The organism is Aphanizomenon flos-aquae FACHB-1287 (assembly GCF_014698755.1).
Taxonomy (GTDB): Bacteria; Cyanobacteriota; Cyanobacteriia; order Cyanobacteriales; family Nostocaceae; genus Dolichospermum; species Dolichospermum flosaquae.
Genome location: NZ_JACJTO010000022.1, coordinates 1 through 26,171, shown reverse-complemented (window position 1 = coordinate 26,171; position 26,171 = coordinate 1). Strand labels below are relative to the sequence as shown.

Below are 26,171 nucleotides of genomic sequence, written 5' to 3'. Positions count from 1 at the left end.
AGTAAATATCATAGAATAATTATTTGCACTTTCGGCGCTATTCAATTATAGGTGTTCTCACACCCTAGAGCTAACTTGAAGATCACTATTATTTGTTTAATCCAATTCGATTAAATTTGCTCAACCTCTGATTATATTTCTATGAATGCACTTCAATCTGCTGTGCTAAGTTCTACCACTTTAACAGTCCAGCCAATACCACCGGTACTACCTGACAATAATCGCTTACGGCTGTTTTCCGGTTCTGCTAATCTCACACTATCGCAAGAAGTCGCCCATTATCTAGGCATAGACTTGGGTCCAATGATTCGCAAAAGATTTGCGGACGGAGAACTGTATGTTCAAATCCAAGAATCAATTCGGGGTTGTGATGTCTATTTAATCCAGCCTAGTTGTCAACCCGTTAATGATCATTTAATGGAATTACTAATTATGATTGATGCCTGTCGTCGCGCTTCTGCACGGCAGGTTACAGCAGTAATTCCCTATTATGGTTATGCTCGTGCTGATAGAAAAACAGCAGGAAGAGAATCTATCACTGCTAAGTTAGTTGCTAATTTGATTACTCAAGCAGGTGCTAATCGAGTTCTAGCCATGGATTTACACGCAGCGCAAATACAAGGTTATTTCGATATCCCCTTTGATCATGTTTATGGTTCACCAGTAATTCTAGATTATCTGATTAGCAAAGAATTACAGGACATTGTAGTTGTTTCCCCTGATGTCGGTGGGGTAGCACGCGCCAGAGCATTTGCGAAAAAGCTCAATGACGCACCTCTAGCAATTATTGACAAACGTCGTCAAGCTCATAATGTGGCGGAAGTTTTAAATGTAATTGGTGATGTCAGGGGCAAAACTGCCATATTGGTAGATGATATGATTGATACTGGGGGTACGATTTCAGAGGGGGCTAAGTTATTGCGTCAAGAAGGTGCAAGTCAGGTATATGCCTGTGCTACTCATGCTGTATTTTCTCCACCAGCAATTGAGAGGTTGTCCAGTGGGGTATTTGAGGAAGTTATAGTCACTAATACTATTCCTATCCCAGAGGCTAATCGTTTTCCCCAATTGGTGACGCTTTCAGTTGCTAATCTCCTAGGAGAAGCAATTTGGCGCATTCACGAAGATACCTCACTCAGTAGTTTATTCCGTTAATCAACAAATAAATATAAATATCAACTTATGAAGGATGAAACTTTTCGTTCTTCATTTTTTGTATCCAGCTAATATTTCTAATTCGGAAACTACTCTTTCTAATTCTTCCACTAAAGGAGTAAGTTGATTTTTTAAGAAAGCATCCACAAGGGAGCGATAATACCAAAGTGTGCCTTCTTTACCACCTTGAAATCGTTCCCAAACTGCATCACCAATCATCCTATAATCTTTGAGAATTGAGCGGACGTTATGGAGTTTGTCAGCAGCAGAAACTAGCAATACTTCAGGGGAAGCGGTGGCAATATGGGCAATATAAGCCTCTTTCCGGGGTTTCCAAGGGGGTTTAGGTGTGGTGTCTGCGTCTGTACAACCATCAACTATAGCAGTGACATGATCCCCAAACCGCCGGCGAATTTCTGCTCTGGTGGCTGCTCCGCCTTGGTCTTCTATGGCATCATGTAATAAGGCTGCTATGGCTTCATCTTCATTAGCTCCATATTCTAAGGCTATGCTGGCTACTCCTAGTAAATGGGTAATATAGGGAATATCCCCAGCTTTGCGTTTTTGGGTGGCGTGGAGTTCGTGGGCGTAGGTAAGCGCTTGGGTAAATCTTTCTGATAGCATTTTTAGATGATATTAATAGGAAATGAACCACGAATGGACGAAGAACACGAAGGAAGAAGAAGAGAAGAAATAGCACTGTATTTAGTTAACTATAAAGTTAAAATTTTATTATTATTGATTACTTCTTTCCAATCTCTTGGTAAGTTCTGATAATTCAACGCCTAAGCCTTTTTGTCTTTAGCAAGATAAGTTATACCAAAACCACCTTCACCTAACTTTTTTTCTATTGTATATTTACCATCTTGTAATTGCTCTCCTAATTCCCAAGCCATAACCTGTAAATTTATAGATTTATAAATTCATTTTGGCACAATTTTAGTTGTAAGTGCTAATTTCAGGTTATTATCTGCCTAAAATAGTAGAAAACACTTGACTACAAACTAAAAACCTATGCCACAAACAATTCTCAAGGAAATTCTCAGTCAGCTTGATAGTTTAGAACAAGATGAACTACAGCAACTTAATCAAGCTATCCAAATATGTCTAGCTGATAAAGCACAAGTTAATCAAATCACAAACTTTCATCAAGCACTGTTAACTGCTGGTTTGGTGAAACAAATTAAACAACCTGCTGACAGTAAACAACATGAAAGAAACCTTATTCAGGCAGAAGGAAAACCTGTTTCTCAAACTATTATTGAGGAACGTCGCTAAATGTCCGTTTATTTTTTAGATAGCAGTGCCTTAGTTAAACGCTACGTTGCGGAAATAGGTTCAGGTTGGGTTATTGGCTTGTGCAATCCTATGGTAAAAAATGATGTATTTATTGCTACCACTAACAGTCTAGAATTTCTTTAAGAATGCCCTTTAAATCTGATTCAGCAGGCCGTTTTGCAAATTGTTCGTGACTATAAATCCACACAAGCTTAATTACAAAATCATTTGTATTAACTAAATACATTAATCTAATTTGTCCAGATCCACCTTTGGATACTTTAAACTCAATTTTGTGAAATGACCATCCTTGAGGTAATTCAATCTTTCCAGGTAAAGGTTCGTTACGGGAATTTATGGGATACTGTTCTTCAATTAAATCTTCTAAAATTTGGGCAACACACTCTATAAAATCGGATCTATAAGCTTTTGCGAGTTTTTTGAAAGAACGCTGAAAATTATCAGATTTTTCAATCGAGAAGGGAGTTAAGCCAGTCACGCACTTCTCCTTTTTGAATACGAGTTGATGATTCTGAATTACAAGCATCCTTTAAAACTTGTCGCATGACAATTTGATAACCTGGATGATCACGTTCTATCTGTTCTAATTTCTCATATCCTAATACTTTTAAATCTTCTAGTAAAATTACCGTAGTTGAAGCAGCTTCAGGAAGTAACCCTTTACGTGCTTTCTTCCAAGGAAATTCTAAATGAGTCATATCACTTAAACGATAAGCATGATAGCCCCCAAAATATTCCCATACTTCTTCGAGCAGTTGTTTGTTATCTTCAGATATTTCTGATAATGATTTTTGACTAGGTATAGGTAATTGTTTGGCTTCAAATTCGCTATAAAATCTATAAGCAGGTGGACATACAGGCCCATACCGCCATGCCTGGATTTCTTCTGGAAATAGTGGCTCATCATACATTGCTAAATGCAAACTTTGAGCATAGTATAAAAGCTTTTGAGATTTCATGTTTGTCATTTCTGCTTCTATACCATCTGTATAAGCTTTCATAATAAAGTAGCGAGCTACAGTTAGACAATCAATCATAATCAAACTCGCAAATCCAAATAAACTGACTACAATAAACTAGCTATCCAAATAATTTTTAACAACACCACACACGTCTTAATTATAGTTTAAACTAGATTTTTTAGTACATTTTTACTAAAAAATCCCATTGATAGACTCTTCAACCTAAACCATGCTTTTGATATTTATTATCAAAATAACAATATTTGTGACAATTACGCTAGAATTATTAAAGGTTCGTTACAGAATTGGCAAATCATCTCCACTTCTGTTAAAACGACCAAAAATTAGCTTCTTAATCTAAAAACCTTAAAGTTTACCGAAACCCTCTATGACGCTCCCAATTCGTAACGTCGCCATTATCGCCCACGTTGACCATGGTAAAACCACCCTAGTTGATGCTCTCCTCAAACAGTCCGGCATTTTCCGCGAAGGCGAAGACGTTCCGGATTGTGTCATGGACTCCAATGATTTGGAAAGGGAACGAGGCATTACTATTCTTTCTAAAAATACAGCAGTTCGCTATAAAGATACCCTGATTAATATTGTTGATACCCCCGGACACGCTGACTTCGGCGGAGAAGTGGAACGGGTGCTTGGTATGGTGGACGGTTGTTTACTCATTGTTGATGCCAATGAAGGACCAATGCCTCAAACCCGCTTTGTCTTGAAAAAGGCTTTGGAAAAGGGTCTCCGTCCTATTGTCGTTATTAACAAAATTGACCGTGGCCAAGCTGACCCCCATATTGCTGTTGACAAGGTCTTGGATCTATTCTTAGAATTAGGTGCAGATGAAGATCAGTGCGACTTTAAATATCTATTTGCTTCCGGTATGGCTGGTTTCGCCAAAGAAACCTTAGAAGCAGAATCGGTAGATATGCAGCCCCTATTTAATGCCATTCTCCGTCACGTCCCCGCACCAGTGGGAGATCCTAATAAACCTCTGCAATTGCAAGTTACCACCCTAGATTATTCTGAATATTTAGGCCGGATTGTTATTGGTAAAATTCATAATGGAACTATCCGCGCTGGACAACAAGCTGCTTTAGTAGTAGAAGATGGCAGCATTGTCAAGGGTAAAATTACCAAGTTGATGGGATTTGAAGGTTTAAAACGGATAGAAATGGAAGAGGCTACCGCAGGTTATATTGTGGCTGTAGCTGGTTTTGCTGATGCTTATATTGGCGAAACTATTACAGATCCTAATGAGCCTCAAGCTTTACCTTTAATTAAGGTGGATGAACCAACTTTACAAATGACCTTCTGGGTAAATGATTCGCCTTTTGCTGGTCAAGAAGGTAAATTGGTAACATCTCGCCAAATCCGCGATCGCCTATACCGCGAATTAGAAACTAACGTGGCTTTGCGTGTTGAAGACACCGACTCTCCCGATAAATTCCTAGTTTCTGGTCGGGGTGAATTACACTTAGGCATTTTAATCGAAACCATGCGTCGTGAAGGTTTTGAGTTCCAAGTATCCCAACCTCAAGTAATTTACCGCACAGTTAACGGTCAACCCTGCGAACCTTTTGAACTTCTAGCTTTAGACGTTCCCGCCGATGCAGTTGGTAGCTGTATTGAACGCTTAGGACAACGGAAAGCAGAAATGCAAGATATGCAGCCCGGTGGAGGCGATCGCACCCAACTAGAGTTTATCGTAGCCGCCCGTGGTTTGATCGGTTTCCGGGGTGAATTCATGCGAATGACCCGCGGTGAAGGTATCATGAACCACAGTTTCCTTGATTATCGTCCCCTTTGCGGTGATATTGAAGCCCGTAACAAAGGCGTTCTCATCTCCTTTGAAGAAGGTGTTTCTACAGCCTACGCCATGAAAAACTGTGAAGATAGAGGCGCGTTCTTTATCAGTGAAGGCACAAAGGTGTATAAAGGAATGATTATTGGTGAACATAATCGTCCCCAAGATTTGGAATTGAACGTTTGTAAAACCAAGCAGTTAACCAATCACCGTTCATCTGGTGGTGAAGAACTGACTCAGTTACAAACACCCATAGACATGAATTTAGAACGTGCTTTGGAATACATTGCTCAAGATGAATTGGTGGAAGTTACACCCGAATCTATTCGTCTTCGTAAGATGTCCAAGAAATTGGTAAAACGCTAAGATATATAGGGGTGGGGTCTTCCCACCCTGATGAAAATCAAGATTTACAAAATCGCGCTTCTGACCAAAATTATGGTACTACCAACACCAGAAGCAATAGATTCAGGAATATTTCCTTGAATTGCTTGTTGTAACAATCCCTCACGGGAAGCCCCTAAAACCACAACATCGAAATCTTCAGTTTTTACCAATTCAATTACTCCCGCTATCACTGATTCAGCTTGCAAAGATGCAGCAACAACATTACTGTATAAATTACGGTTACGCATTAATTGACGAGTAGATTCTTCTAGAACTGTCATATCTGGTGCGAGTTCTCCCGGTTTCACCACCTGAGTTAAACGAATTTCACAGGTGTTTTCTAAAGTTACCAAAGCAGGTAATAATTTAATCGCTATAGGTGCATTTGGTCCCCCAGCCATGGGTACTAACCACCGTTTAAATTCCTGGTATGAATGAAAATTATAACCTAATTTGACTAAAACAACATCACAGTTGGCTTGACGAATTATTGTATCTACAACATTACCAAAAATCCGCCCTGGCGTAGATGTATTTCCCTTCCAACCCATGAAAATTAGATCTATATGTCGTTCCTTGGTAGTCTCTAGAATAGCCTGGGCGATATCATGGGCGACCCGGATTTGGGTGTGAATGGGAATATTGAGTTTTTTGGCTAAACTTTCCGCTTGTCGGAGTAAGCGACGACTTTTGACGGTGTTTACTGGGGTTTCCGATGGAGAAACATGACGAGATACCAGGATAATTTGTAAACATTCTATTTCATAATGGCGATCGCGGGCAATTGCCGCAGCCATTTCTAATAAAGCGGGAGCGGTTTCCGGGTTAGCAACGGTGACTAATAATCTTCCTCTGCCAATACTAGGTGATCGGGTTTGGTATACTAGATAGGAAGGTTCAGCTTGGGGACCTGTCACCCCGGTTTCACCATTCAAATGATTTGCTTCCGTACGGATAATATCTGCACGGGTAATAATCCCAATTAATTTTTGTCCATCTACCACAGGTAAGCGACTAATTTGATATCTATTTAATAAATAGAGAACATGACTTAATCTATCTGCTGGTGTGACTGTCACCGGTTTGGGTGTCATAATCTCTCTTAAAAGAGTCTCATGGGGTGAGAGATGATTACGGATTTTCTGTAAATCTGTCTGGGAAACTAATCCTACTAATTTATTATTTTCTACCACAGGAAAGCCGCGATGATGGGAACGGGAAAAGGCTTTAATAACTTCATCTCCTGTCATTTCTGCTTCTAGGGTTTCCACGGAGGGCTGCATTACATCCTTAGCAGTTAATTGAGTTAATATTCCCTCTGTGGGGCTATCTTTTTTAATAATGATACCATTTAATGTGAGCAGTTTTTCATACAGTGAACCCGGAACAACTTTCTCAGCAACTAAATAAGATGTTACAGATACCACCATTAAAGGTAAGACTAAATTAAAATCTGTAGTCATTTCAAAAACAATCACAATTGCAGTAATGGGAACTTTGGAAACCGCGCTAAAAAATCCCCCCATTCCCGCTAATGCGTAGGTAGTCGGTGAACCAATTCCAAATATTTGCAATTCGCATACACCAACAATATGTCCCAAACAAGAACCTAAAATTAAACTAGGTGCAAATAATCCTCCAGGCGCGCCCGAACCAAAGGCAATTAATGTTAAAATAAATTGGGCAATGAAAGCAATGGCCGCTAAAGGTATATTTGGTTCACTGGCAATCATAAACTCCCGCAAACCTGTATTATCCCGAAAAGTTGAGGGTAGTAAGGACATAATCAAACCAGAAGCCAAACCAGCTAAAGCTACTCGTAAAGGTAAACTAATATGTAAACGGCGATAAGCTTGAATAGTAAAAATTAATCCCTGATTAAATAAAGCCGCCAATAAGCCCGCCAAAATTCCCAAAATTAATAAAATAGGAATTTCTAATAGGGAAAAACTGCTAGAATGATCAATTAGTTTTAAGTCTAATTGCAGACTTCCGCCACCCAACCAGCGGGAAATTACACCACCAATGAAAGAAGCGATAATTGCAGTTCCTAAAGTTAAGCCTGATAGGTCTTGTAACAACTCCTCAATAATAAATAAAACCCCCGCCAAAGGTGCATTAAAAGCCGCCGCTAACCCCGCTCCAGCCCCCGCTGCAATCATCTGTCGACGGTGTTCTGGAGAGGTAGGAACTAAACGACTCATTCCCGCTGCTAACCCTGCACCTACCTGGACTGTAGGACCCTGTCTACCCAAGGTTAAGCCTGAACCCAAGGCGATGATTGCAGAGATTAACTTGACAAAGGCTACTCTCCATGATAGTTTAATTGGTACATTGGCTAAAGCTGCCTTAACTTGGGGAATACCACTACCAGCGGCTTCTGGAGCTAACCGCTGCACTAACCAACCAGAGAGAAAACCCAAACTTACGCCAATAAGTGGCAGAGATATCCAAGCTGGAAAAATATGGGTAGTATGCACTCGCCATGTTCCTAACCACCCTGAACCCTGTTTGAGTAATACCGCAGATAAAGCAGCCACTACCCCAATTATAGATGCTTCTGCAATAGCTAAACCCTTTCTAGGTTGCCAAAATTTCCGAAAATACTGGGTTAGCAATGGCAGGGAAATCATAATTTTTAAGTTTTAATTTTAATTAACGCTTCCTTGAATTTTTCAGCCCTATCAAAATAGATTTGTGGCTTTTCAATTAAAGCTAAATCTATCACTTGGGCTAATTTTTTGGGGATATTGCTATTACGTTGGAGAATAGGTACAGGATCATTTTCTAGCAAAGTTGCGGGGAAAATATCCTGTTACAGCAGTTTGAGATCAAACGCGGTACAAAGATGGTAAACTTTAAACATGGAAAAGAAAGAAAATAATTTAGATATATATGGCAGAAGCATATTCGACTGATACAAGACAAAAAATATTACAGCAGTTTGCGATCAAATCCAGTACAAAAATAGCTAAGTAATCAGACAAAATTAATTACATAGTTTTCTCCAAATTCTCTGAGAATTTTTTCAACAAATGTGTTTGTGAAAACCTGGTACAGAAATTACCAATTTTTAACGCCAACCTACTTAGACATCTCCGAAAAATATTGTAGAGCCGAGAATCCATATCTAGGTCACGTCTCTACAAAGGTTTTAAATCACACACATAATTCTCACAAGATGTCTAATCATTTACTTACCTTCCGTAATTGTCAAACTATAAGGTAGGGATTCATGTTGCTTGTAAGAACCAATCCAAATTTGATAATCACCTGATATCCATTCCCCAACAATACCAGGGTTTTTACCGTCAAAATCATCATTACACCAAGTTCCACCAGGTCCTTTAATAATCATGGTGGTGTCCGCAGGACCTTGGACTAATAATTTTAGGTATTTAAATTCACCGACGAGTTTCAGTTTATGGCTTGGTTTTTGTTCCATAAATCCTTGACAAACCCCAGTTATTGGTGTTTGTATTTTTCCAGCTATTTTGCTTCCCTCTACTGAACCACCACTCATCCCCCTCAGTATCAATGGATCTGGGGAAAATGGATGTTGAATAGTCACGTCTCCAAAAATCTCTGGAGGTATTTGAGCATTAACCACTGGATTAAATCTTGCTGTAATAAAGATTACAGCTATCATCCCTGTAGAAAAAGCTGCTTTTGACATTGTAATTAGAGAAAATTCCTAAAGACTTTAAAGACACCAATATCGGGACTCAAGTTCCTTTAGAAACAAAACTTGAGTACCGTAGAAGGAAATTCAAAATTTCAGAAAACTCTTACCCATTACCTATGACTTAGGGCTTACTGCTAATTGCTTGACATAAACGGGCTTTATCTAAACCAATTTGATTTAGTAATAACCAAGATTCAATTAAATCAGGTCCATGTACATCCCCAGTTAAACCCGCTCTGAGCGATCGCATCACTAAGCCCTTTTTTACATTCTCTGTTTTCACAACTTGCTTAATTATACCTTGGGCAATATCTGCTGATAAATTTGAATGACTCTCTAAAGCCGTAATAACTGCTTGCAATACAGTCTTAACACCATCTTGCTGTAGCTGTTGACCGCCTTCCTCAGTCAATTCTACCTCATCAGTAAAAAATACTTTGGTCATATCCACAGCATCTACCAATCGAGTTAAACTAGCAGCAATCAGCCCCGTCAGTGATTCTAACCAAGAACGTTCTCTCCCACCGTTAAATTGATACCCAGCTTTTTCCCAGAAGGGAATAAGTAAATCTGTAAGTTCCCCAACTGGCTTATGATGGAGATATTGGCTACTTAACCAATCCAATTTATCCCAGTCAAATTTAGCACCAGCCTTATTTACCCGGTCAAAGCTAAAATCCTTAGCCGCTGATTCTAAATTGAATATTTCCTCAGTAGAATCCACGGGCGACCAACCCAGTAAAGTCATATAATTGACTAAGGCTTCCGCAGTAAAACCCATTTCCTGAAAGTCACAAATGGAAGTTACCCCATCTCGTTTCGAGAGTTTTCGCCCTTCTTGGTTTAAAATCAAGGGTGTATGGGCAAATTCGGGAATTTTTGCCCCCAAAGCTTCATATAGTAAAATCTGTTTAGCTGTATTAGCGATATGGTCTTCACCCCGAATCACATGGGTAATTTGCATATCAATATCATCTACAACCACTACAAAATTATATAATGGTTGACCTGTACCATCAGTAGCAGCACGGGCAATGACCATATCACCACCTAAATCGCTACCACGCCAACTCATTTTACCCCGTACTAAGTCATTCCAGACAATTTCCCGGCTGTCATCTATTTGAAAACGAATTACCGAAGAACGTCCTTGAGCTTCAAATTCAGCCCTTTGTTCTGGGGTGAGGTGACGGTGACGGTTATCATAACGAGGTGCTTCCCCTCTGGCTTTTTGCGCTTCCCTCAAAGCATCTAACTCTTCAGATGTAGTATAGCAGCGATAAGCCAATCCTTGATCTAGTAATTTTTGAACCGCTTCTTTGTAAAGATGGAGACGTTGAGATTGAAAAAATGGACCCTCATCCCAATTCAACCCTAACCAGCGCAACCCAGCTACAATATTATCCGTATATTCTGGACGCGATCGCTCTAAATCTGTATCTTCTATTCTTAAAATAAACTTACCATCATGGTGACGAGCAAACAAATAATTAAATACAGCCGTTCTCGCTGTACCAATATGTAGGTTTCCGGTAGGACTTGGAGCTATGCGGACTCTGACGGTCACAGTTGATTCTCTCTTTTATAAATCACAATTATATCTACTTATACAGAAAAATATGAGCTTTTATCTTAAACTCATTATTTCTTGTTTAGCGCTTGGGAACGGGACTGACGGGGCTCGAACCCGCAACTTCCGCCGTGACAGGGCGGTGCTCTAACCAATTGAACTACAGTCCCTTGCGTTTGACTTAACTTTCACCATTATGCCTATTCTTTTTCTAGTTGTCAAGTAGTTTGGAAAATTTTTTTTGAATGAACTGTGAGCAAGACCAAAATAAAACTCTTTACAAAAAAACAGGAACATAGTATAAATCAGTAAGACCAACACACTACTGTTGATAATACTGGTATGGCAACACCCCAAAACCTAGAAGCAGTAACCCCAATACTGGCAAGCTACTTGACTGAGTTCAAAAGTCGGGTATTTTCAGTAGCTATATCACCCCAGGGACGGGAATGCGTTGCTGTAGGTTTAGAAAATGGCACTATTGAGATTTGGAATTTGCTAACTAAGACAAGGTTTTTAAGTTCTGAAGGTCTTGAAGGTCATAGAGGTGCTATCTGGTCAGTAGCTTTTAATCACAACGGTACAGAGCTAGTGAGTGGCGGTTCTGATCAGACAGTGCGGCTGTGGGATGTTACAAAAACAACCATAATTTCTGTAAGTAGCCCTTTATGGATTCATGAGGATTTTGTCAAGTCAGTAGCATTCAATCACAACAGCACACAGGTAGTGAGTGGCAGTGATGACAAGACAGTGCGGCTGTGGGATGCCACTAGACTAGAAATACGTCCATTCCAATCTTTATTTCATAAGGATTTTGTTAAGTCAGTAGCATTTAATTACGACGGCAGTATGCTTGTTAGTGGTGGTCGTGATAACATGGTGAGGTTATGGGATGTTAAGACTGGACAAGCTATAAATAGACCTTTATGGGTTCATGACGATTTTATCAGATCAGTAGCTTTTAGTCCCGACGGTAGTATGGTCATGAGTGGTAGTCGGGACAAGACAGTAAAATTATGGAATGTCGCAACTGGACAAGCTATTGGTGAACCATTCTATCATACAGATGATGTGAGATCAGTAGCGTTTAGTCTGGACGGTAGTATGTTTGTGAGTGGCAGTAGTGATAATAAGGTGCGGTTGTGGGATATTTCCGACCCTGGGCACCAACAGCAAATAATTATCGGAGAACATGAAAACCCAGTTTATTCTGTTGCTTTTGACCCCCAAGAAGAGGACATTATTATCAGTGCTAGTACAGATGGTATCAAAGTTTGGCGTTTAAATGTTCATCCTGTTGCCCAAGCTTTTAGTAATGACAAAGCCAATGGTAAAGACACTCTAGGTATAAAGAAAGAACTAGAATCGTTAGCTGATGTGTTAATGTTACGGAGTCTAGAACCTCCTTTAGCAATGGCAATTTTAGGCAGTTGGGGTAGTGGAAAATCCTTTGGTATGCACCTGATAGAAAAACGAATTACTGCGATTCGTTGTCAAAAACTAAATGGGGAAAAAACATGGGGTAAAACGGGAAAAGAAAAGGATCTTTCTGTTTTTGTTGGTCATGTTTATCAAATCAAATTTAATGCCTGGAGTTATGCTAAATCTAATTTGTGGGCAAGTTTAATGCAGACTATTTTTGAGCAACTTGACCGACAATTAACTTTAGAGCAGCAGTTAGGAGAAGTTTCTAATTTACTAGATGGAGGTGAAGTTTGGAAAGCACTCAATCAAATGAGTGATAGTGATAGAAATGCAATATTAGAATCAGAATTAGCTCCAGAAGTATTTGCTAAATTAGAAGATGGTAATAATGCACTTTGGGATATTCTCAGTAAAGTTAGAAAAGAAGAACAAGAGAAATTGAAAAAATCAGAATCAGAATTGGACATTTTAGAAAAAGAGGTGCGAAGTAAAAATGAAGAAATAGAAAAAAAAGTAAATCAAGAATTTGAAAATAAATCAAGAATTATTATCTTTTTGACTCAATTTAAAGAATTGAGAAAAGCTGATTTTGGTGATTCTATTCTTAAAGATTTTCTGAATGACTACGGGTTTAAAAATCAACAAGATTTAGAAAATAGATTTCCAATTTTTAAAGATTTAGATAAATTACAGGAATCTGATTTAGTTGAAAAAATTCAAGATTTGATTAAAAATCCAGATAGTGAAATAGAGAATACAATAGAGAATATTATTAAACAATCCGAGAAAATCAAGAATTTTGTAGAAGAACAACCTAGTGAAATAGTTGGATTAATTGAAATTATTCAAAAAGATAAAAGCACCTTATATATATTTTTATTAGTTATATCTTTACCGTTTATGTCTTATTTTCTAATCGTGAACGTTTTACCAACCGTATTACCATGGTTAACTACAGTTTCCACAATTCCTGCGATAGGTTTTGGAATTGAAATTTTAAGAAAATCAAGAAATTTTCAACGTAGAGTTAGTAGATTATTTCAAGTAGCAAAGGAAAGCATAGAAAAGGAAAAACAGAAACTAGCTGCGGATAAAGATAAGAAAATTCAATCTGAAATTGACCGTCAAAATTCTGAACAACAGAGAAAAATAGAAAAACTAAAAGATCAGATTCAAAGACAAAAACAGCGTATTGGTTTGACTGGTAAATATAAATCATTATTAGATTTTGTTAATACTCGATTAGATGATAATTCCTATCAAAAATTACTGGGATTAATGCACCAAATTCAAGATGATTTAGCGGATTTATCTGACCATTTAACCTATAAACCAGAAAAAATAAATAATCCTGACAAACTCGAAGTTCTGAAAGTACATTTCCCTAGAGGACCAGCAAGAATTGTTTTATATATAGATGATTTAGATCGTTGTCCTCCTGACAAAGTTGTTGAAGTTTTAGAAGCTGTACAATTATTATTAAATACCGAGATTTTTATCATTGTTTTAGCAATAGATGATCGTTATATTGGTCGTGCTTTAGAACAAGTTTATGAAGGAGTTTTAAAACGTGGTGCTACTCCTTCTGGTATTGATTATTTAGAGAAAATCATCCAAATTCCCTACAGAATGCGACCCATTAACAAAGATATGACAGAAAAATTTTTAAGATCTTTGATAGATATTGAAGATAAACCGCAAGAAGATCAACCTCAAAAAGAAAAAATAACTATATGGGAGGATAATTCTGAAAAAGGAAATATGGAATTGTCTACTTATTCTGATAAAATTTCTGAACCCATAAATGAAGAAAATTATAACAAAGAAAATGATAGTGAAAAAACCCCAAGTTCTGAAAATCAAACCTCGTTAGTGGATTTTCAAAAAGTCACCTCCCAAAAATTCACTTCTGAGGAAGTTCAGTGGATATCAGAATGTTGTAAGTGCGTAGACTTGAATCCCAGAACTACAAAGAGACTGATTAATATTTGCAAAATCCTGAAAAACATCTGGACTCCAGGTCCCAATGATAGAATATGGAAAGAAGAACCAGAAGAAAAATATAAACGAACATTAATAGCATTTCTGGCTTTAGCTGGTAGATATCCTCAAGAAATGCGGAAATTATTAGAAGAGATTTATTTAGAATTTGAAGAAACCAATATAAATACAGTTAAAATAATCAAATACAAGTGGTTAAATCGCTTACAAAATTTAGATCCATTAATGGATACACATAACCAAAGAGAATGGAAAAAGTTTAAAAACGACCTTAATAAAATGCCTCCCCAAGAGTTTGTTTTTGACAAAAGGACATTTAACTTAGCTGTTTCCTTCTGCTTTGTCGGTGATCTTGGATATGATCCAGATGATACCTACAATCGTGAATATAAATTTGAAGACCCTCAAAAACAATATGGTTTCAAGAGAATTTAAACCAAAATTTTCACTCCTCTGTGCGACAAAGAACACAATTAAGAGCGAGGAAACCCCGCTCTAACAACTACATATCTAAAATATGTTCTTGTTCACGTTCCACAAAATGCTGGATACGACTCCGGTAATCTCTGAGAGTTTCATCAACCCAATCCCGGTCACTGCTGTTAACATAGAGATGAACCAAAGGCTCACTAGCATCTGGTAAAATTAAAAGCCAATTGTCATCATAGGGTTGACGAATTTTCACACCGTCAATTAATTCCAAATTTTGAGCGGGGTGGGTTTCGACCAAATAACGCATTAACGCCCCTTTAGCAGTCCAGGGACAGCGAAGGGTGTAATTTCTATTAATCACACGGGGTAATTCAGAACGTACGGTTGCCAGCGATCGCTCTTGAATGGTTAACATTTCAATAAGCTTGGCTATACAGAACATAGAATCAAACCCTGGATGTAATTGGGGAAAAATAAACCCAGTTTCCCCACTACCACCTAGAACCACATGAGGATTTTTTTGACAAGCTTCCATTAAAGCCGTCGGATTAGCTTTAGTGCGAATCACATGGCCATCATGACGATGGGCGACTAACTCGACCGCGCTGGAAGCATGAACAGGAACTACCACAGAACTTCTAGGGTTAGCAGTTAACATCATATCAACCATCAAAGCGGTTAACATTTCACCGCGAATGGGAAAACCCGATTCATCAACTAAAATTAGTTGTTCCCCATTAGCTGATACTTGCACCCCAAAGTTTGCGTTGACGGCCTCGACAACGTGGCCTAATTGAGTTAAAAGTAATTCCCTATCAGCGTTAGAAATAGCCGTTTTATTCAAACTAGCATTTAATACCACTGCATCAGCCCCAAATTTATCCAGCATTTGCGGTAAAATTGCCCCAGAAACGGCGTAAACATAGTCAATGACTACTTTTGCTCGACTGTTACGCAAAGTGTCCACATTCAGTAATTTCTCAAAGGCCTTACAGTAGCGATCCATCAATTGGCTAGAATATATCACATCACCAATTTCATGACTTTGGGAACGACGCATATCTTCTTTAAAATAAGCCCCCTCAATTTTCTTTTCTTGGGCTTTAGAGATATTAATACCCTTAAAATCCATAAATTCAATTAAGATATAATCACGGCGTTCCGGGTGTACCCGCACATGAATACCTCCCGCTACTGACATTGTAGGGATCACAGTCCGGGCGATGGGAATAGCTGTAGTATCTAGGTTTTGCACATCCACACCTACGGACATTAAACCAGCAATTAACGAGCGTGTCACCATGCGGGAAACATTGCGTTGGTCACGGGAAACGGTGACTATTGAACCTGGTTTTAAGGTTGAACCATAAGCAGCGCCTAATTTTACCGCAAACTCTGGAGTAATATCAATATTGGCTAATCCTTGTACTCCCCGCTGTCCAAATAAGTTCCGTTGGGCGGTATTTCCCCAAATCAGATTAATATTGAGAATAGCGCCGGACTCAATTTTCTTACTCGGCCACACCCTTACCCCAGGACTAATTTGCGCTTCTTCTCCTACTGTTGACAAAGAACCTACCACAACCGCTTCTAATATGTGAGCGCGTCTATCAACACGAGTACCACGAGCAATTACACAAGCTGATAAATGAGCTTCATCACCAATGATTGCTCCATTCCAAATAATTGGTCTTTTTAAATTAGCATCAGCACCAATTGTCACATTATCACCAATTACAGTTCCATCCTCAATTTGTACTCTCGCGCCAATACGGCAATTATTACCAATTACTGCTGGGGTTTCAATTTTAGCTGTAGGATCAATATAAGTATTTTGTCCTATCCATAAACCAGGGGAAATTTCTGGATAGGACACTTTTAACTTCACTTTCCTTTCTAATCCGTCATACTGGGCTTCTCTATAGGCATCTAAGTGACCTACATCACACCAGTAACCATCCGCAATATAACCGTAAATTGGCTCATTTTTCCCTAATAACAGGGGAAATAAATCTTTAGAAAAGTCGCACTCAGTATGTTCTGGTAAATAGTCTAAAACCTCTGGTTCTAAAATATATGTACCAGTGTTGACGGTATCAGAAAAAATTTCACTGGTAGAAGGTTTTTCTAAAAATCGGTTTATACGCCCTTCAGCATCCGTAATTACCACGCCAAATTCGATAGGATTAGGAACACGGGTTAAGATTAAAGTCGCTTTTGATTGTTTTTGTCTATGAAATTCAATAGCCGCTGTCAAATCAAAATCTGTGATACTATCACCACTAATAACTAAAAAAGTTTCATCTAAAAGTTCAGTAATATTTTTTACACATCCTGCTGTTCCTAAGGGCTGATCTTCTTCGATAGCATAGGTCATCTGTACACCAAAATCACTACCATCTTGGAAGTAATCACGGAGAACATCTGGTAAATAATGTAATGTAGCAATTACTTCATAAATCCCGTGTCTTTTCAAAAGATTGATGATATGTTCAGCAATTGGACGATTTAAGATGGGAACCATTGGTTTGGGTAAATCGCAAGTTAAAGGACGCAACCGCGTTCCTGAACCACCTGCCATTAACACTGCACGCATAAATCCTCCTAAACTTGACTAAAAATCAAGATATTTTTCTTCCTTTAGTTTGATACAAATATTGAGATTTAAGGAACTTCCGCAAGAAATATCTATTTTGATTTATAAATATTAAAGGAGTCAAATCCCTAACCTTTCTAAGAAGTTGGGGATCTTGTTTTTGACTAATAATTTTCAAATCATACTCCTGTATTTTGTTAGACTGTTACTAGTTGAGGAATTTCTACGGCCACTCCTGTTAAACTAAAAGCACGAACTTCGGTAATTTTCACCTTGACCATTTGTCCTTTAAGTTGATTAATATCACCAGCAAAGAAGGTAAGACGATTCCCCCCCGTTCTTCCCATAACTTGAGTTTTGTCTTTGGTGTTTTCAGCTTCTACTAATACTTCTTCAATGCGTCCAAAGTAACGTTGCGATCGCTCTGCTGCTTTAATATTAACTAAATGATTTAATCTTTGCAACCTATCGCTTTTTGTCTCTTCACTTAGTTGATGATCCCACAAAGCTGCAGGTGTACCTGGACGGGGTGAATAAGCAGCAGTATTTAATAAATCAAACCCGATATCTTCTACTAACTTCAAAGTATTTTCAAACTGTGTTTCTGTCTCACCAGGAAAACCTACAATCGCATCAGCACTTATTGACGCATCCGGCATATACTTTCTAATAGTATCAATAATGCGGCGATATTTTTCATGAGTATAGCCACGTGACATGGCTTTTAAAAGCTCATTGTCTCCAGATTGAAAGGGAATATGAAAATGTTCACAGACTTTTGGTAATTCAGCACAAGCTTTAATTAATCTTTCTGTAAAATAACGAGGATGACTAGTAGCGAATCTAATGCGTTCTATTCCTGGTACATCATGTACATAATAAAGCAAATCCGTCAATGTATGCAGATTACGACCTTCGGGAGTAGAGCCGGGTAAATCTCGCCCATAAGCGTCAATATTTTGACCCAGGAGGGTAATTTCCCTATAACCTTGTTGGGCTAAATGTTCGATTTCGTACCTAATTGCCTCCGGTTTCCGGGATTGTTCTACACCGCGCACATTGGGAACTACGCAATAAGTACAACGTTCGTTACAACCATAAATGATATTTACCCAAGCTGTCACCTGACTATCCCGACGGGGTTGGGTGATATCCTCAAAAATGTGAACTTCTTCGGTAGCGACAATTTGATTACCTGCAAAAACTGATTCTAGCAAGTCTTTAAGCCGGTTGGCGTGTTGCGGTCCCATAACTAAATCTAATTCGGGTACTCGTCGCATTAGGGCTTCTCCTTCTTGTTGAGCAACACAACCAGCAACAATCAAAGTTAAATCAGGTTGTTCATGCTTACGTTTAGCTTGCCTACCTAAATAAGAATATACCTTTTGTTCCGCATTATCCCGAATAGTGCAAGTATTGTAAAGGATGACATCAGCTTGATTTGGGTCATCTGACCAACTAAGTCCCATGTCTTCTAAAATACCAGCCATTCGTTCAGAATCGGCCTTATTCATTTGGCAACCAAAGGTAATAATGTGGTAATATCGTTTAGTGGTCATTGGGAATTACGCTTAATCAGTAATGTATATCAAGTCTGTTTACTATTCTATATTGGAGTAGAAGGACATGAAAATTTAAAATCTCAAAATTTTCCCCTTTACCAGTATAGGGAACAAAAGATTGATATGATCAAATTGCCTTGGAAATAGGAATTATCAAGCTTAAAAGTTAGAACTTTACTTTATGCTCAGAACACACAACTCCGTCCTTAGAACTCAAAATCCTCTAGTCAGGACTTGTAACCCCGTCCTCAGAACTCAAAACTCCATGCTGAGAACCCGCAACCTCATTCTGAGAAGTCAAAACTTCATTCTCAAAACTCGAAGCTCTATCAAATCCACTGTCGGCACAACAAGCGGTAAAATTAACAACTAACTCTAAATTTACTTTCTCTAGTGTTAGTTAGTATAGTATATCATTAACTAGTCCTGTGGTATACGGATTTTTATTTAGATGTATAGGAAAAACCGCAATGCAAAGGACAACTAGTGCATAAAGGTAGGGCTACTGCACAATTTTTTATGTTAATCTAATGTTTATGCGGTTTAGTTACTCATCCTCATCCGGTTCTAAATCCTCTTCTGTCAGTTCTTGATGAGGTACAGCGGCAATAATTGCATCTATGACTTTACCTACTGGTAATATGTCTATACCCATGTCAGGAAATTTTGTGCCTTTAGGAACTATGGCTCTTTTAAATCCTAATTTCGCTGCTTCTTTTAATCTTAGTTCCATTTGGGAAACCGATCGCACTTGTCCCCCTAATCCTACTTCCCCAATTAAGACTGTACCAGGATCAACAATCCGATCTCGAAAACTGGCAACTATGGCCACTGCAATTCCTAAGTCTACCGCTGGTTCTTCTACATTTAATCCCCCCGCAGAAGCAACGTAGGAATCTAACTTAGACATGGGTATCCCTACCCGTTTTTCTAATACAGCAAGAATCTGTACCAATCGATTATAATCTATGCCTGTACCGGCTCGACGAGGAGATGGATAACTGGTAGGACTGACTAAAGCTTGTAATTCCACAACAATGGGACGAGTTCCCTCACAAGCTACAACAATGGCCGTACCAGGAGCAGGATCATCACGGTTGCCTAAAAATAACTCGGAAGGATTATCAACTTCCTTTAATCCTTGGGAAACCATTTCAAATATACCAATTTCGTGTGTCGCTCCGAAACGGTTTTTTACAGTTCTTAATAATCTGTGGGAAGCAAAGCGATCGCCTTCAAAATATAATACAGTATCAACTAAATGTTCTAATACTTTGGGACCTGCGATCGCTCCTTCTTTGGTGACATGACCCACAATTAACATTGTAATATCTTCATGTTTTGCCACTTTCATCAAACCTGCGGTACATTCTCTGACTTGAGCGACTGAACCCGGCGCTGATGTCAAAGCTGGAAAAAACACTGTTTGGATACTATCTATTACCACTACATTTGGTTTGAGGGAGTCTATTTCCCGGAGAATTTCCTCCAGATCCGTTTCTGGTAAAATGTATAAATTCGCGCCTATACTATCAGGATCTACGGGTTTTTCAGGATCTTTGTTATTATCATCTTCTGTAACTACTGTAGGTGGTTGTGACATTCCCAAACGAGAAGCACGCAATTTTACCTGTTGTCCTGACTCCTCTCCAGTTACATAGAGAATCCGATATTTTTGCGCCAGTTGATTAGATACCTGCAATAATAACGTAGATTTACCAATACCAGGATCACCGCCAATTAGTACCATTGAGCCAGGAACAACCCCACCTCCTAAAACTCGATCTAATTCACCATAACCGGACTCCCAACGGGCAATTTGGCGATCGCTAATTTGGTCAAAAGTCAGAGATGATCTAGCTTTAGCTGGTTTAGTATTAGATTTACCATGACCCTGAGTAGCGTGCCAATTTCCCACCCCACCCCGACTAGGTATATCCCCGATAAAAGCAGTAATATTCTGCTCAACTAAAGAGTCGTAAGTGTCGCAATTTGAACATTTTCCGAACCATTGGGAAAATTCTGCGGCACAATTACTACAAATATAAATGGTTTTTGCCTTACCCATACTGAAATTTTATTTAATAATCTTAATTTTTTGTTAATTATTGGAAAAAACGGAAATTTAATAATAGTAATAGTTAGAGCTTTTTCCAAATCAATTCAGCTAATGATATCTTAATATAATAATATTCAAAGTTAATCATGGAAAATTTTAGTTAAGGAGCATGACAAAACTTGGAAAGTCATAAAGAAAAAATCCTGGTAGTAGACGACGAAGCCAGTATTCGTCGGATTTTGGAAACACGCCTTTCCATGATTGGCTACGATGTAGTGACAGCAGGAGATGGGGAAGAAGCCTTAGAAATATTTCGCAAAGCTGAACCAGACCTAGTAGTTTTAGATGTAATGATGCCAAAACTTGATGGTTATGGCGTTTGTCAAGAATTACGCAAGGAATCCGATGTACCTATTATTATGCTCACAGCCTTGGGAGATGTGGCAGATCGCATTACTGGGTTAGAATTAGGTGCTGATGATTATGTCGTTAAACCATTCTCCCCCAAGGAACTAGAAGCGCGGATTCGTTCAGTGCTGCGACGAGTAGACAAAATAGGTGCAAATGGTATTCCCAGTTCTGGAGTAATTCATGTTAGCACCATCAAAATTGATACAAATAAGCGTCAAGTTTATAAAGGTGATGAGCGGATTCGCTTAACTGGTATGGAGTTCAGTTTATTGGAATTGTTAGTTAGTCGTTCTGGTGAAGCTTTTTCTCGGTCAGAAATTTTACAAGAAGTATGGGGATATACTCCTGAACGCCATGTAGATACTCGTGTTGTGGATGTACATATCTCTCGTTTACGGGCAAAGTTAGAAGATGATCCTAGCAATCCTGAACTAATTCTCACCGCAAGAGGTACTGGTTATCTTTTCCAACGCATTCTAGAACCGGGGGAAGATTAAAGTATCGGTAATTGGTGATTGGTAATTGGGGAATATTATATTTCTTCTTCTTCTTCTTCTTCTTCGTCCTCCTGACTCCTATTCCTAATGACCAAATCAGATCCTAATCGAGTTTTACGGCGTTTACCCTTGGTTGTTGGGGGTTTAGGTGCTGTGCTTTTGTTAATGAATCGGTTGTTAACACCGGAACTGACAAATTCCCAAGCACGAGGAGATGTGCTGGGGGTAATTCTGAGTGCGGTGTTAATTTTAACTGGTTTAATTTGGCAACAGGTACAGCCGCGCACACCTGAGACGGTAGAATTGATTGGGGAAGAGGGATTCTTTCTAGCAGCAGATTTACCAGAAGCCGCGAAAATAGAATTGGCCTGGGCCTCGCGGTTATTATTAACTAATACAGTAACGCGATCGCTCATAGTTTATTATCAAGGTAAAGTTTTATTGCGTCGAGGTATTCTGGCTGCTAAATCGGAAGTAGTACCAGGAATAATTTTAAAAAAGGTCTTAGAAACACAAAAGCCAATTTATTTAGTGGCTTTATATGTCTATCCTGGTAAAATCGAATTTGATTATTTACCAGAAAACACACAAGGTGTAATTTGTCAACCAATCGGTAAAGAAGGGGTTTTAATTTTAGCAGCAAATGCTCCGCGCAGTTATACTAAACAAGATGAAACCTGGATTACGGGAATTGCGGATAAATTAGCTGTTACCCTTGTTAATTCCTATTCCTAGACTCTCGCTAAGAATACTAGTATTGATGCTCTATCTACCTTTACTAGAGCCGCGTCACAAACATTACCAGTCGGAGACTGGTAACGAGATAAACAAGATGATAAAAGTTATGACTTATGCAGATTATTTATTGGCTATTATTGGCTGTAATGTTTGTGGGAATTATTGGCGCTGTAGTTCCGGCCATACCTGGAAGCAGTTTGATTTTAATATCTATTATCATCTGGGGAATGGTCAGTCATTCCTTTGCTGCTATTAAAATTCCCCTGATTGTGACAATCATTGTTTTACTTCTGAGTACGGGGGTTGATTTCCTCGCTGGTTACATAGGAGCAAAACAAGCTGGCGCTAGTAAATGGGGACAAATTGGTGCTTTTGTAGGTTTATTAATGGGATTCTTTGGATTATTACCCGCTTTACCTTTTGGTGGACCATTATTAGGAATTCTATTTGGACCATTATTAGGTGCAATTGTTGGTGAGTTCCTTTACCAAAGACGATTATGGCCTGCGGTAAAAGCTGGTATCGGAATTACGGTGGGAACAGTGGTGGGAAATTTAATTCAAGGTGTCCTAGCTATCAGCGCGGTTATAGTATTTTTACTGACGACCTGGCCGCAGGTATATGGTGGTTCATAATCAAAGTTTTTATATCAATCAAAAATCAAGCTATTGAGGAAAATCAGGTGAACAGTTGTGCTTTATATACAGCATTTCCCGGTGTTATGAGGTACGTATCTAGCGAGCAAGATGCCCGCACCACAAGAGTTTCATAATTCAATTTTGTAGCTCATTAGTGCGGAAAACGCTGTAGTAAACGCAACCACTAGGCTAAACTAACTGTAAACCAGCTTTTGCTTCTTTGGATATAGCCTCTACTTCGTCATTTACCAAAGTTTTTAAGATAGATTTAGCTTCATCACTACCTAAGCGAATCAAAGCTTGTACAACTCTATAACGCACTTGCCAATCTGGATTAGTGCAGTATGGAACGAGGAGGGGAACTGCTTTTGGATCTCCCAACTCACCGAAAGAACTAATGGCCGCAGTTTGAATTAAGCCATTATCGGCAGCAAGTGCTTGCGTAAGTAATTCCCAGGCTCGTGGATCTCCTAATTCTCCTAATGTAGCAATGATGCTAAACTGGACTAACCATTCTGGTGTTTCCTGGTAAAGTTTTTGTAAATCCTCAAAAGCATCATGTAATTTTAGCGCCCCTAGACAGTCTGCTGCGGCTGCTTGAACATCTGGTTCTGGATCATGAAGTAAACCCCGTAAGATAGTCAAGGATAGTGGTAAATCTTGTGTTCCCAGGGTATCCATTTGACTTACCGCAGAATAACGCACTCGCGCACTACTATCACCAATGGCAATCTGTACCAATTCTAGACCAATTTGCGGTTCTAGTTCCCGAATTTGATTAACTGCCCGCAAGCGATCGCCTAAATTGTCAGAATGCAGTAATTCTTTTATACTATCAGCAGATACACTCATTTAATATCCCTTGTCAGTGGTCAGTTGTCAGTGGTTAGTGGTCAGTTGTAAAAGAATGTTTTATTTCCCGACATCTACTCAGCAGCCATCGCACGAATAATGTCACCACGAGTTAGAATACCAATAACCTTCCCTACATTGTCAAGGACTGGAAGACGTTGAACTTTGTGGTCTTGTATTAATTTTGCTGCTTCTCTTAATGGTTTATCAGGAGAAATAGTTACGGGATTTTCACTCATAACTTCCCCTACTGTTTGTCCTAAAGCCTTATGTAAATCTCGTTCATAAGTACCGGGATTTTGTAAATAAATCACACTATCCAAAATCATAATATAAGCGGGTGGAGTTACACCAGTTTCTTGCCACATCAAGTCTGTTTCTGATATAATCCCTACTAATTTACCTGTGTCATCAATTACAGGTAATCCGCTAATTCGTTTTTCTGCGAGAATTTGGATCGCTTCTTTTAAGAGAGTTTGAGGACTAACGAGGATAGGATTATGACTCATTACGTCAGCAACGGTTTTAGACATTTTTTTACTTGCACCTTTTATAAAAGTCTTTTTAACTATTATAGAAAATTATTGGTAACAAATAAATAGTGTTAATAGATTGTCACTTCTCATTTTAAAAATAAACATTGCTGTTGTTAAAAAAGCACTTTCAGTAATCATATTGTACCATAAAAGCCAGAAATGTTGAATGTCGTTACAAAACTTTACATATTTAAGTATAGTAGTATTATCAAGGGTAAAAATGTCAACATTTCATAATATCTTCCATCCTCTGATCCAAATTCTAGTTTCCAATTATTTTTAATTCGCACTACAAAATATTTGTCTTTTTGCACTAACTCTTGCATAAAATTTAGACCCGCAAATCCTCTATCCATTACCCCAACTGCATCTAGTGGTAAATTAGACATCATTGATGAACCGAATTTATAATCATGGTCATGACCAAAATTTATCAAATTATCTTCCGGACTGCCTGTTGACAGATTAAGGGAACTAAACAGTTTAACTTGATGATGACCTAGCACCCATAGCAACTTACTTGTCAATGTAATAATTGTTGAATCAATTGGACATATTGCCAGAAGTGTTGAATATTAAGAAAAGCCTGATAAAAATAGCCCAAAATATGTTATTATGAAATGTTGACATTTTTACCCTTGATAATACTACTATACTTAAATATGTAAACTTTTGTAACGACATTCAACATTTCTGCAATTTTCGCTTATATAATAGCGATTTGCGCGTATGGATTCCCGAATACAACTGTGGGACTTACACTGATTTAATGGTAGTAGATGGACAACCACAATTGAACGGTGAGCGCACTGACGAAATTCTCAATCCTCTGGTGATTGTGGAAGTTTTATCACCCTCTACTGAAGGTTATGATAGAGGTGATAAATTTAGAAAATATCGCTCACTTCCTGGCTTTTGCGAATATCTACTAGTTAGCCAAACTGAACCCTATATTGAGCATTATCACAAACTTGATGATAGTAGCGATAGCGTTCGCGGAGCGTCCCGGAGGGAACTAGCGCTGCTGCAAGCAGTTCGCTGGCAATGGCAAGTTTATGATCATCCTGATCAGTCTATATTAGTACATAGTTTAAACGTAGAAGTCCCTCTTGGTGAAGTTTATCGCCGCATTAATTTCTAAAAGCCGACTCACGATTTATATAGACAGTAATTTTTAAAGCCGGTTCGTTACAGTTAATTAAGCGTTCAACAAATTCTCATGCTTGAGCAATGTTAAGGAAGAATTCGTTTTCACCAAAGTATAAGTATGTTGGCATGGTAGTACGGCAATTGTATTGTCGTACATGAGCGTTAGCTCTAAATCTACTATTGAGATTTTATTTCATAGCAAATCTTAACAGGTGATAATTGAGATCGCATTCAGTCGAGAGTCGTGTTTTTTCCAGCAAGATTTTAAATCCAATCAAATCGAGGTTGAAATACAGCAGTTTGATATCAAGTCCAGTACAAGAATAGCTATCTAAATAGGGTCAAAAAACAATCCACAATGATTAAACCAATTGAGAGCATTTTCATCAGTAATAGCATTAACC

The 26,171-nt window shown here is 38.5% G+C and carries 20 protein-coding genes, 1 tRNA gene and 2 pseudogenes; 9 read left to right on the top strand and 14 right to left on the bottom strand.

Annotated elements, in window-relative coordinates; all coding sequences use genetic code 11:
• The first annotated feature begins 141 nt into the window (after positions 1-141).
• Entirely contained in the window at positions 142-1,155 is a 1,014-nt protein-coding gene (locus H6G44_RS11885; protein ID WP_190386834.1) for a ribose-phosphate pyrophosphokinase, read from the top strand.
• Positions 1,156-1,206: 51 nt separating this feature from the next.
• Here H6G44_RS11885 and H6G44_RS11880 read toward each other — a convergent pair whose 3' ends face one another.
• Complete coding sequence (locus H6G44_RS11880; protein WP_190386835.1) at positions 1,207-1,779, bottom strand: HD domain-containing protein; 573 nt, start codon at positions 1,777-1,779, stop codon at positions 1,207-1,209.
• 390 nt (positions 1,780-2,169) lie between these two features.
• Between H6G44_RS11880 and H6G44_RS11870 the strand changes: the two genes are divergently transcribed.
• Complete coding sequence (locus H6G44_RS11870) at positions 2,170-2,433, top strand: hypothetical protein (RefSeq protein WP_190386836.1); 264 nt, start codon at positions 2,170-2,172, stop codon at positions 2,431-2,433.
• A complete protein-coding gene (locus tag H6G44_RS11865; protein WP_190386837.1) occupies positions 2,434-2,577 on the top strand; it encodes a hypothetical protein in 144 nt (47 codons plus the stop codon).
• Here H6G44_RS11865 and H6G44_RS11860 read toward each other — a convergent pair.
• Positions 2,555-2,932, bottom strand: a complete 378-nt coding sequence (locus H6G44_RS11860; RefSeq protein ID WP_190386838.1) for a hypothetical protein — start codon at positions 2,930-2,932, stop codon at positions 2,555-2,557. The genes H6G44_RS11865 and H6G44_RS11860 overlap by 23 nt on opposite strands.
• Positions 2,904-3,491, bottom strand: coding sequence for a Panacea domain-containing protein (locus H6G44_RS11855; protein ID WP_190386839.1), 588 nt, complete (start codon positions 3,489-3,491; stop codon positions 2,904-2,906). Before H6G44_RS11855 ends, H6G44_RS11860 begins: the two co-directional genes overlap by 29 nt.
• A 313-nt stretch (positions 3,492-3,804) precedes the next feature.
• On the opposite strand from H6G44_RS11855, the gene typA reads away from it, so the two are divergent.
• Positions 3,805-5,595 (top strand): translational GTPase TypA, encoded by a 1,791-nt coding sequence (gene typA / locus H6G44_RS11850; RefSeq protein ID WP_190386840.1) that lies wholly within the window; start codon positions 3,805-3,807, stop codon positions 5,593-5,595.
• 44 nt (positions 5,596-5,639) lie between these two features.
• Here the strand turns inward: typA and H6G44_RS11845 are convergent, their stop codons facing one another.
• The 5 genes from H6G44_RS11845 to H6G44_RS11825 all read right to left on the bottom strand — a co-directional run bounded on the left by H6G44_RS11845 (position 5,640) and on the right by H6G44_RS11825 (position 11,041).
• Positions 5,640-8,249 carry a chloride channel protein gene (locus H6G44_RS11845; protein ID WP_190386841.1) on the bottom strand — a complete coding sequence of 870 codons (2,610 nt, stop codon included), beginning with the start codon at positions 8,247-8,249 and terminating at the stop codon, positions 5,640-5,642.
• 5 nt (positions 8,250-8,254) lie between these two features.
• Positions 8,255-8,410, bottom strand: coding sequence for a hypothetical protein (locus tag H6G44_RS11840; RefSeq protein ID WP_190386842.1), 156 nt, complete (start codon positions 8,408-8,410; stop codon positions 8,255-8,257).
• A gap of 399 nt (positions 8,411-8,809) precedes the next feature.
• Positions 8,810-9,292 (bottom strand): hypothetical protein, encoded by a 483-nt coding sequence (locus H6G44_RS11835; protein ID WP_190386843.1) that lies wholly within the window; start codon positions 9,290-9,292, stop codon positions 8,810-8,812.
• 130 nt (positions 9,293-9,422) lie between these two features.
• Positions 9,423-10,868 carry a glutamate--tRNA ligase gene (gltX, locus tag H6G44_RS11830; protein ID WP_190386844.1) on the bottom strand — a complete coding sequence of 482 codons (1,446 nt, stop codon included), beginning with the start codon at positions 10,866-10,868 and terminating at the stop codon, positions 9,423-9,425.
• Positions 10,869-10,967: 99 nt separating this feature from the next.
• Positions 10,968-11,041, bottom strand: a tRNA-Asp gene (locus tag H6G44_RS11825).
• A 172-nt stretch (positions 11,042-11,213) separates the two neighbouring features.
• Here H6G44_RS11825 and H6G44_RS11820 point away from each other — a divergent pair.
• Positions 11,214-14,732: a P-loop NTPase fold protein gene (locus H6G44_RS11820; protein WP_190386845.1), complete on the top strand. Its 3,519-nt coding sequence runs from the start codon at positions 11,214-11,216 to the stop codon at positions 14,730-14,732.
• Positions 14,733-14,799: 67 nt separating this feature from the next.
• Here H6G44_RS11820 and H6G44_RS11815 read toward each other — a convergent pair whose 3' ends face one another.
• From H6G44_RS11815 to radA, 3 genes are all read right to left on the bottom strand, one after another.
• Positions 14,800-17,325, bottom strand: coding sequence for a mannose-1-phosphate guanyltransferase (locus tag H6G44_RS11815; protein ID WP_190386846.1), 2,526 nt, complete (start codon positions 17,323-17,325; stop codon positions 14,800-14,802).
• 197 nt (positions 17,326-17,522) lie between these two features.
• Entirely contained in the window at positions 17,523-18,884 is a 1,362-nt protein-coding gene (gene miaB, locus H6G44_RS11810; protein WP_190386847.1) for a tRNA (N6-isopentenyl adenosine(37)-C2)-methylthiotransferase MiaB, read from the bottom strand.
• A gap of 550 nt (positions 18,885-19,434) precedes the next feature.
• On the bottom strand, positions 19,435-20,955 hold the full coding sequence (gene radA / locus H6G44_RS11805; RefSeq protein ID WP_190386848.1) for a DNA repair protein RadA: 1,521 nt from the start codon (positions 20,953-20,955) through the stop codon (positions 19,435-19,437).
• Between the two features lie 170 nt (positions 20,956-21,125).
• On the opposite strand from radA, the gene rpaB reads away from it, so the two are divergent.
• The 3 genes from rpaB to H6G44_RS11790 all read left to right on the top strand — a co-directional run bounded on the left by rpaB (position 21,126) and on the right by H6G44_RS11790 (position 23,227).
• The gene (gene rpaB, locus H6G44_RS11800; RefSeq protein ID WP_190386849.1) at positions 21,126-21,854 is read left to right on the top strand and encodes a response regulator transcription factor RpaB; all 729 of its coding nucleotides are present in this window, start codon (positions 21,126-21,128) and stop codon (positions 21,852-21,854) included.
• Positions 21,855-21,941: 87 nt separating this feature from the next.
• Positions 21,942-22,589, top strand: a complete 648-nt coding sequence (locus H6G44_RS11795) for a cofactor assembly of complex C subunit B (RefSeq protein WP_190386850.1) — start codon at positions 21,942-21,944, stop codon at positions 22,587-22,589.
• Positions 22,590-22,705: 116 nt separating this feature from the next.
• Complete coding sequence (locus tag H6G44_RS11790) at positions 22,706-23,227, top strand: DUF456 domain-containing protein (protein ID WP_190386851.1); 522 nt, start codon at positions 22,706-22,708, stop codon at positions 23,225-23,227.
• Between the two features lie 192 nt (positions 23,228-23,419).
• On the opposite strand, the gene nblB is transcribed toward H6G44_RS11790, so the two are convergent.
• The 3 genes and pseudogenes from nblB to H6G44_RS11775 all read right to left on the bottom strand — a co-directional run.
• Positions 23,420-24,082 (bottom strand): phycobilisome degradation protein NblB, encoded by a 663-nt coding sequence (gene nblB / locus H6G44_RS11785; RefSeq protein ID WP_190386852.1) that lies wholly within the window; start codon positions 24,080-24,082, stop codon positions 23,420-23,422.
• Positions 24,083-24,156: 74 nt separating this feature from the next.
• The gene (locus tag H6G44_RS11780) at positions 24,157-24,615 is read right to left on the bottom strand and encodes a CBS domain-containing protein (protein WP_190386853.1); all 459 of its coding nucleotides are present in this window, start codon (positions 24,613-24,615) and stop codon (positions 24,157-24,159) included.
• Between the two features lie 212 nt (positions 24,616-24,827).
• Positions 24,828-25,178, bottom strand: a pseudogene (locus H6G44_RS11775) (transposase); the annotation flags it as partial.
• 86 nt (positions 25,179-25,264) lie between these two features.
• Between H6G44_RS11775 and H6G44_RS11770 the strand changes: the two are divergent.
• Positions 25,265-25,759: pseudogene (locus H6G44_RS11770) on the top strand (Uma2 family endonuclease); the annotation flags it as partial.
• Between the last annotated feature and the right edge of the window lie 412 nt (positions 25,760-26,171).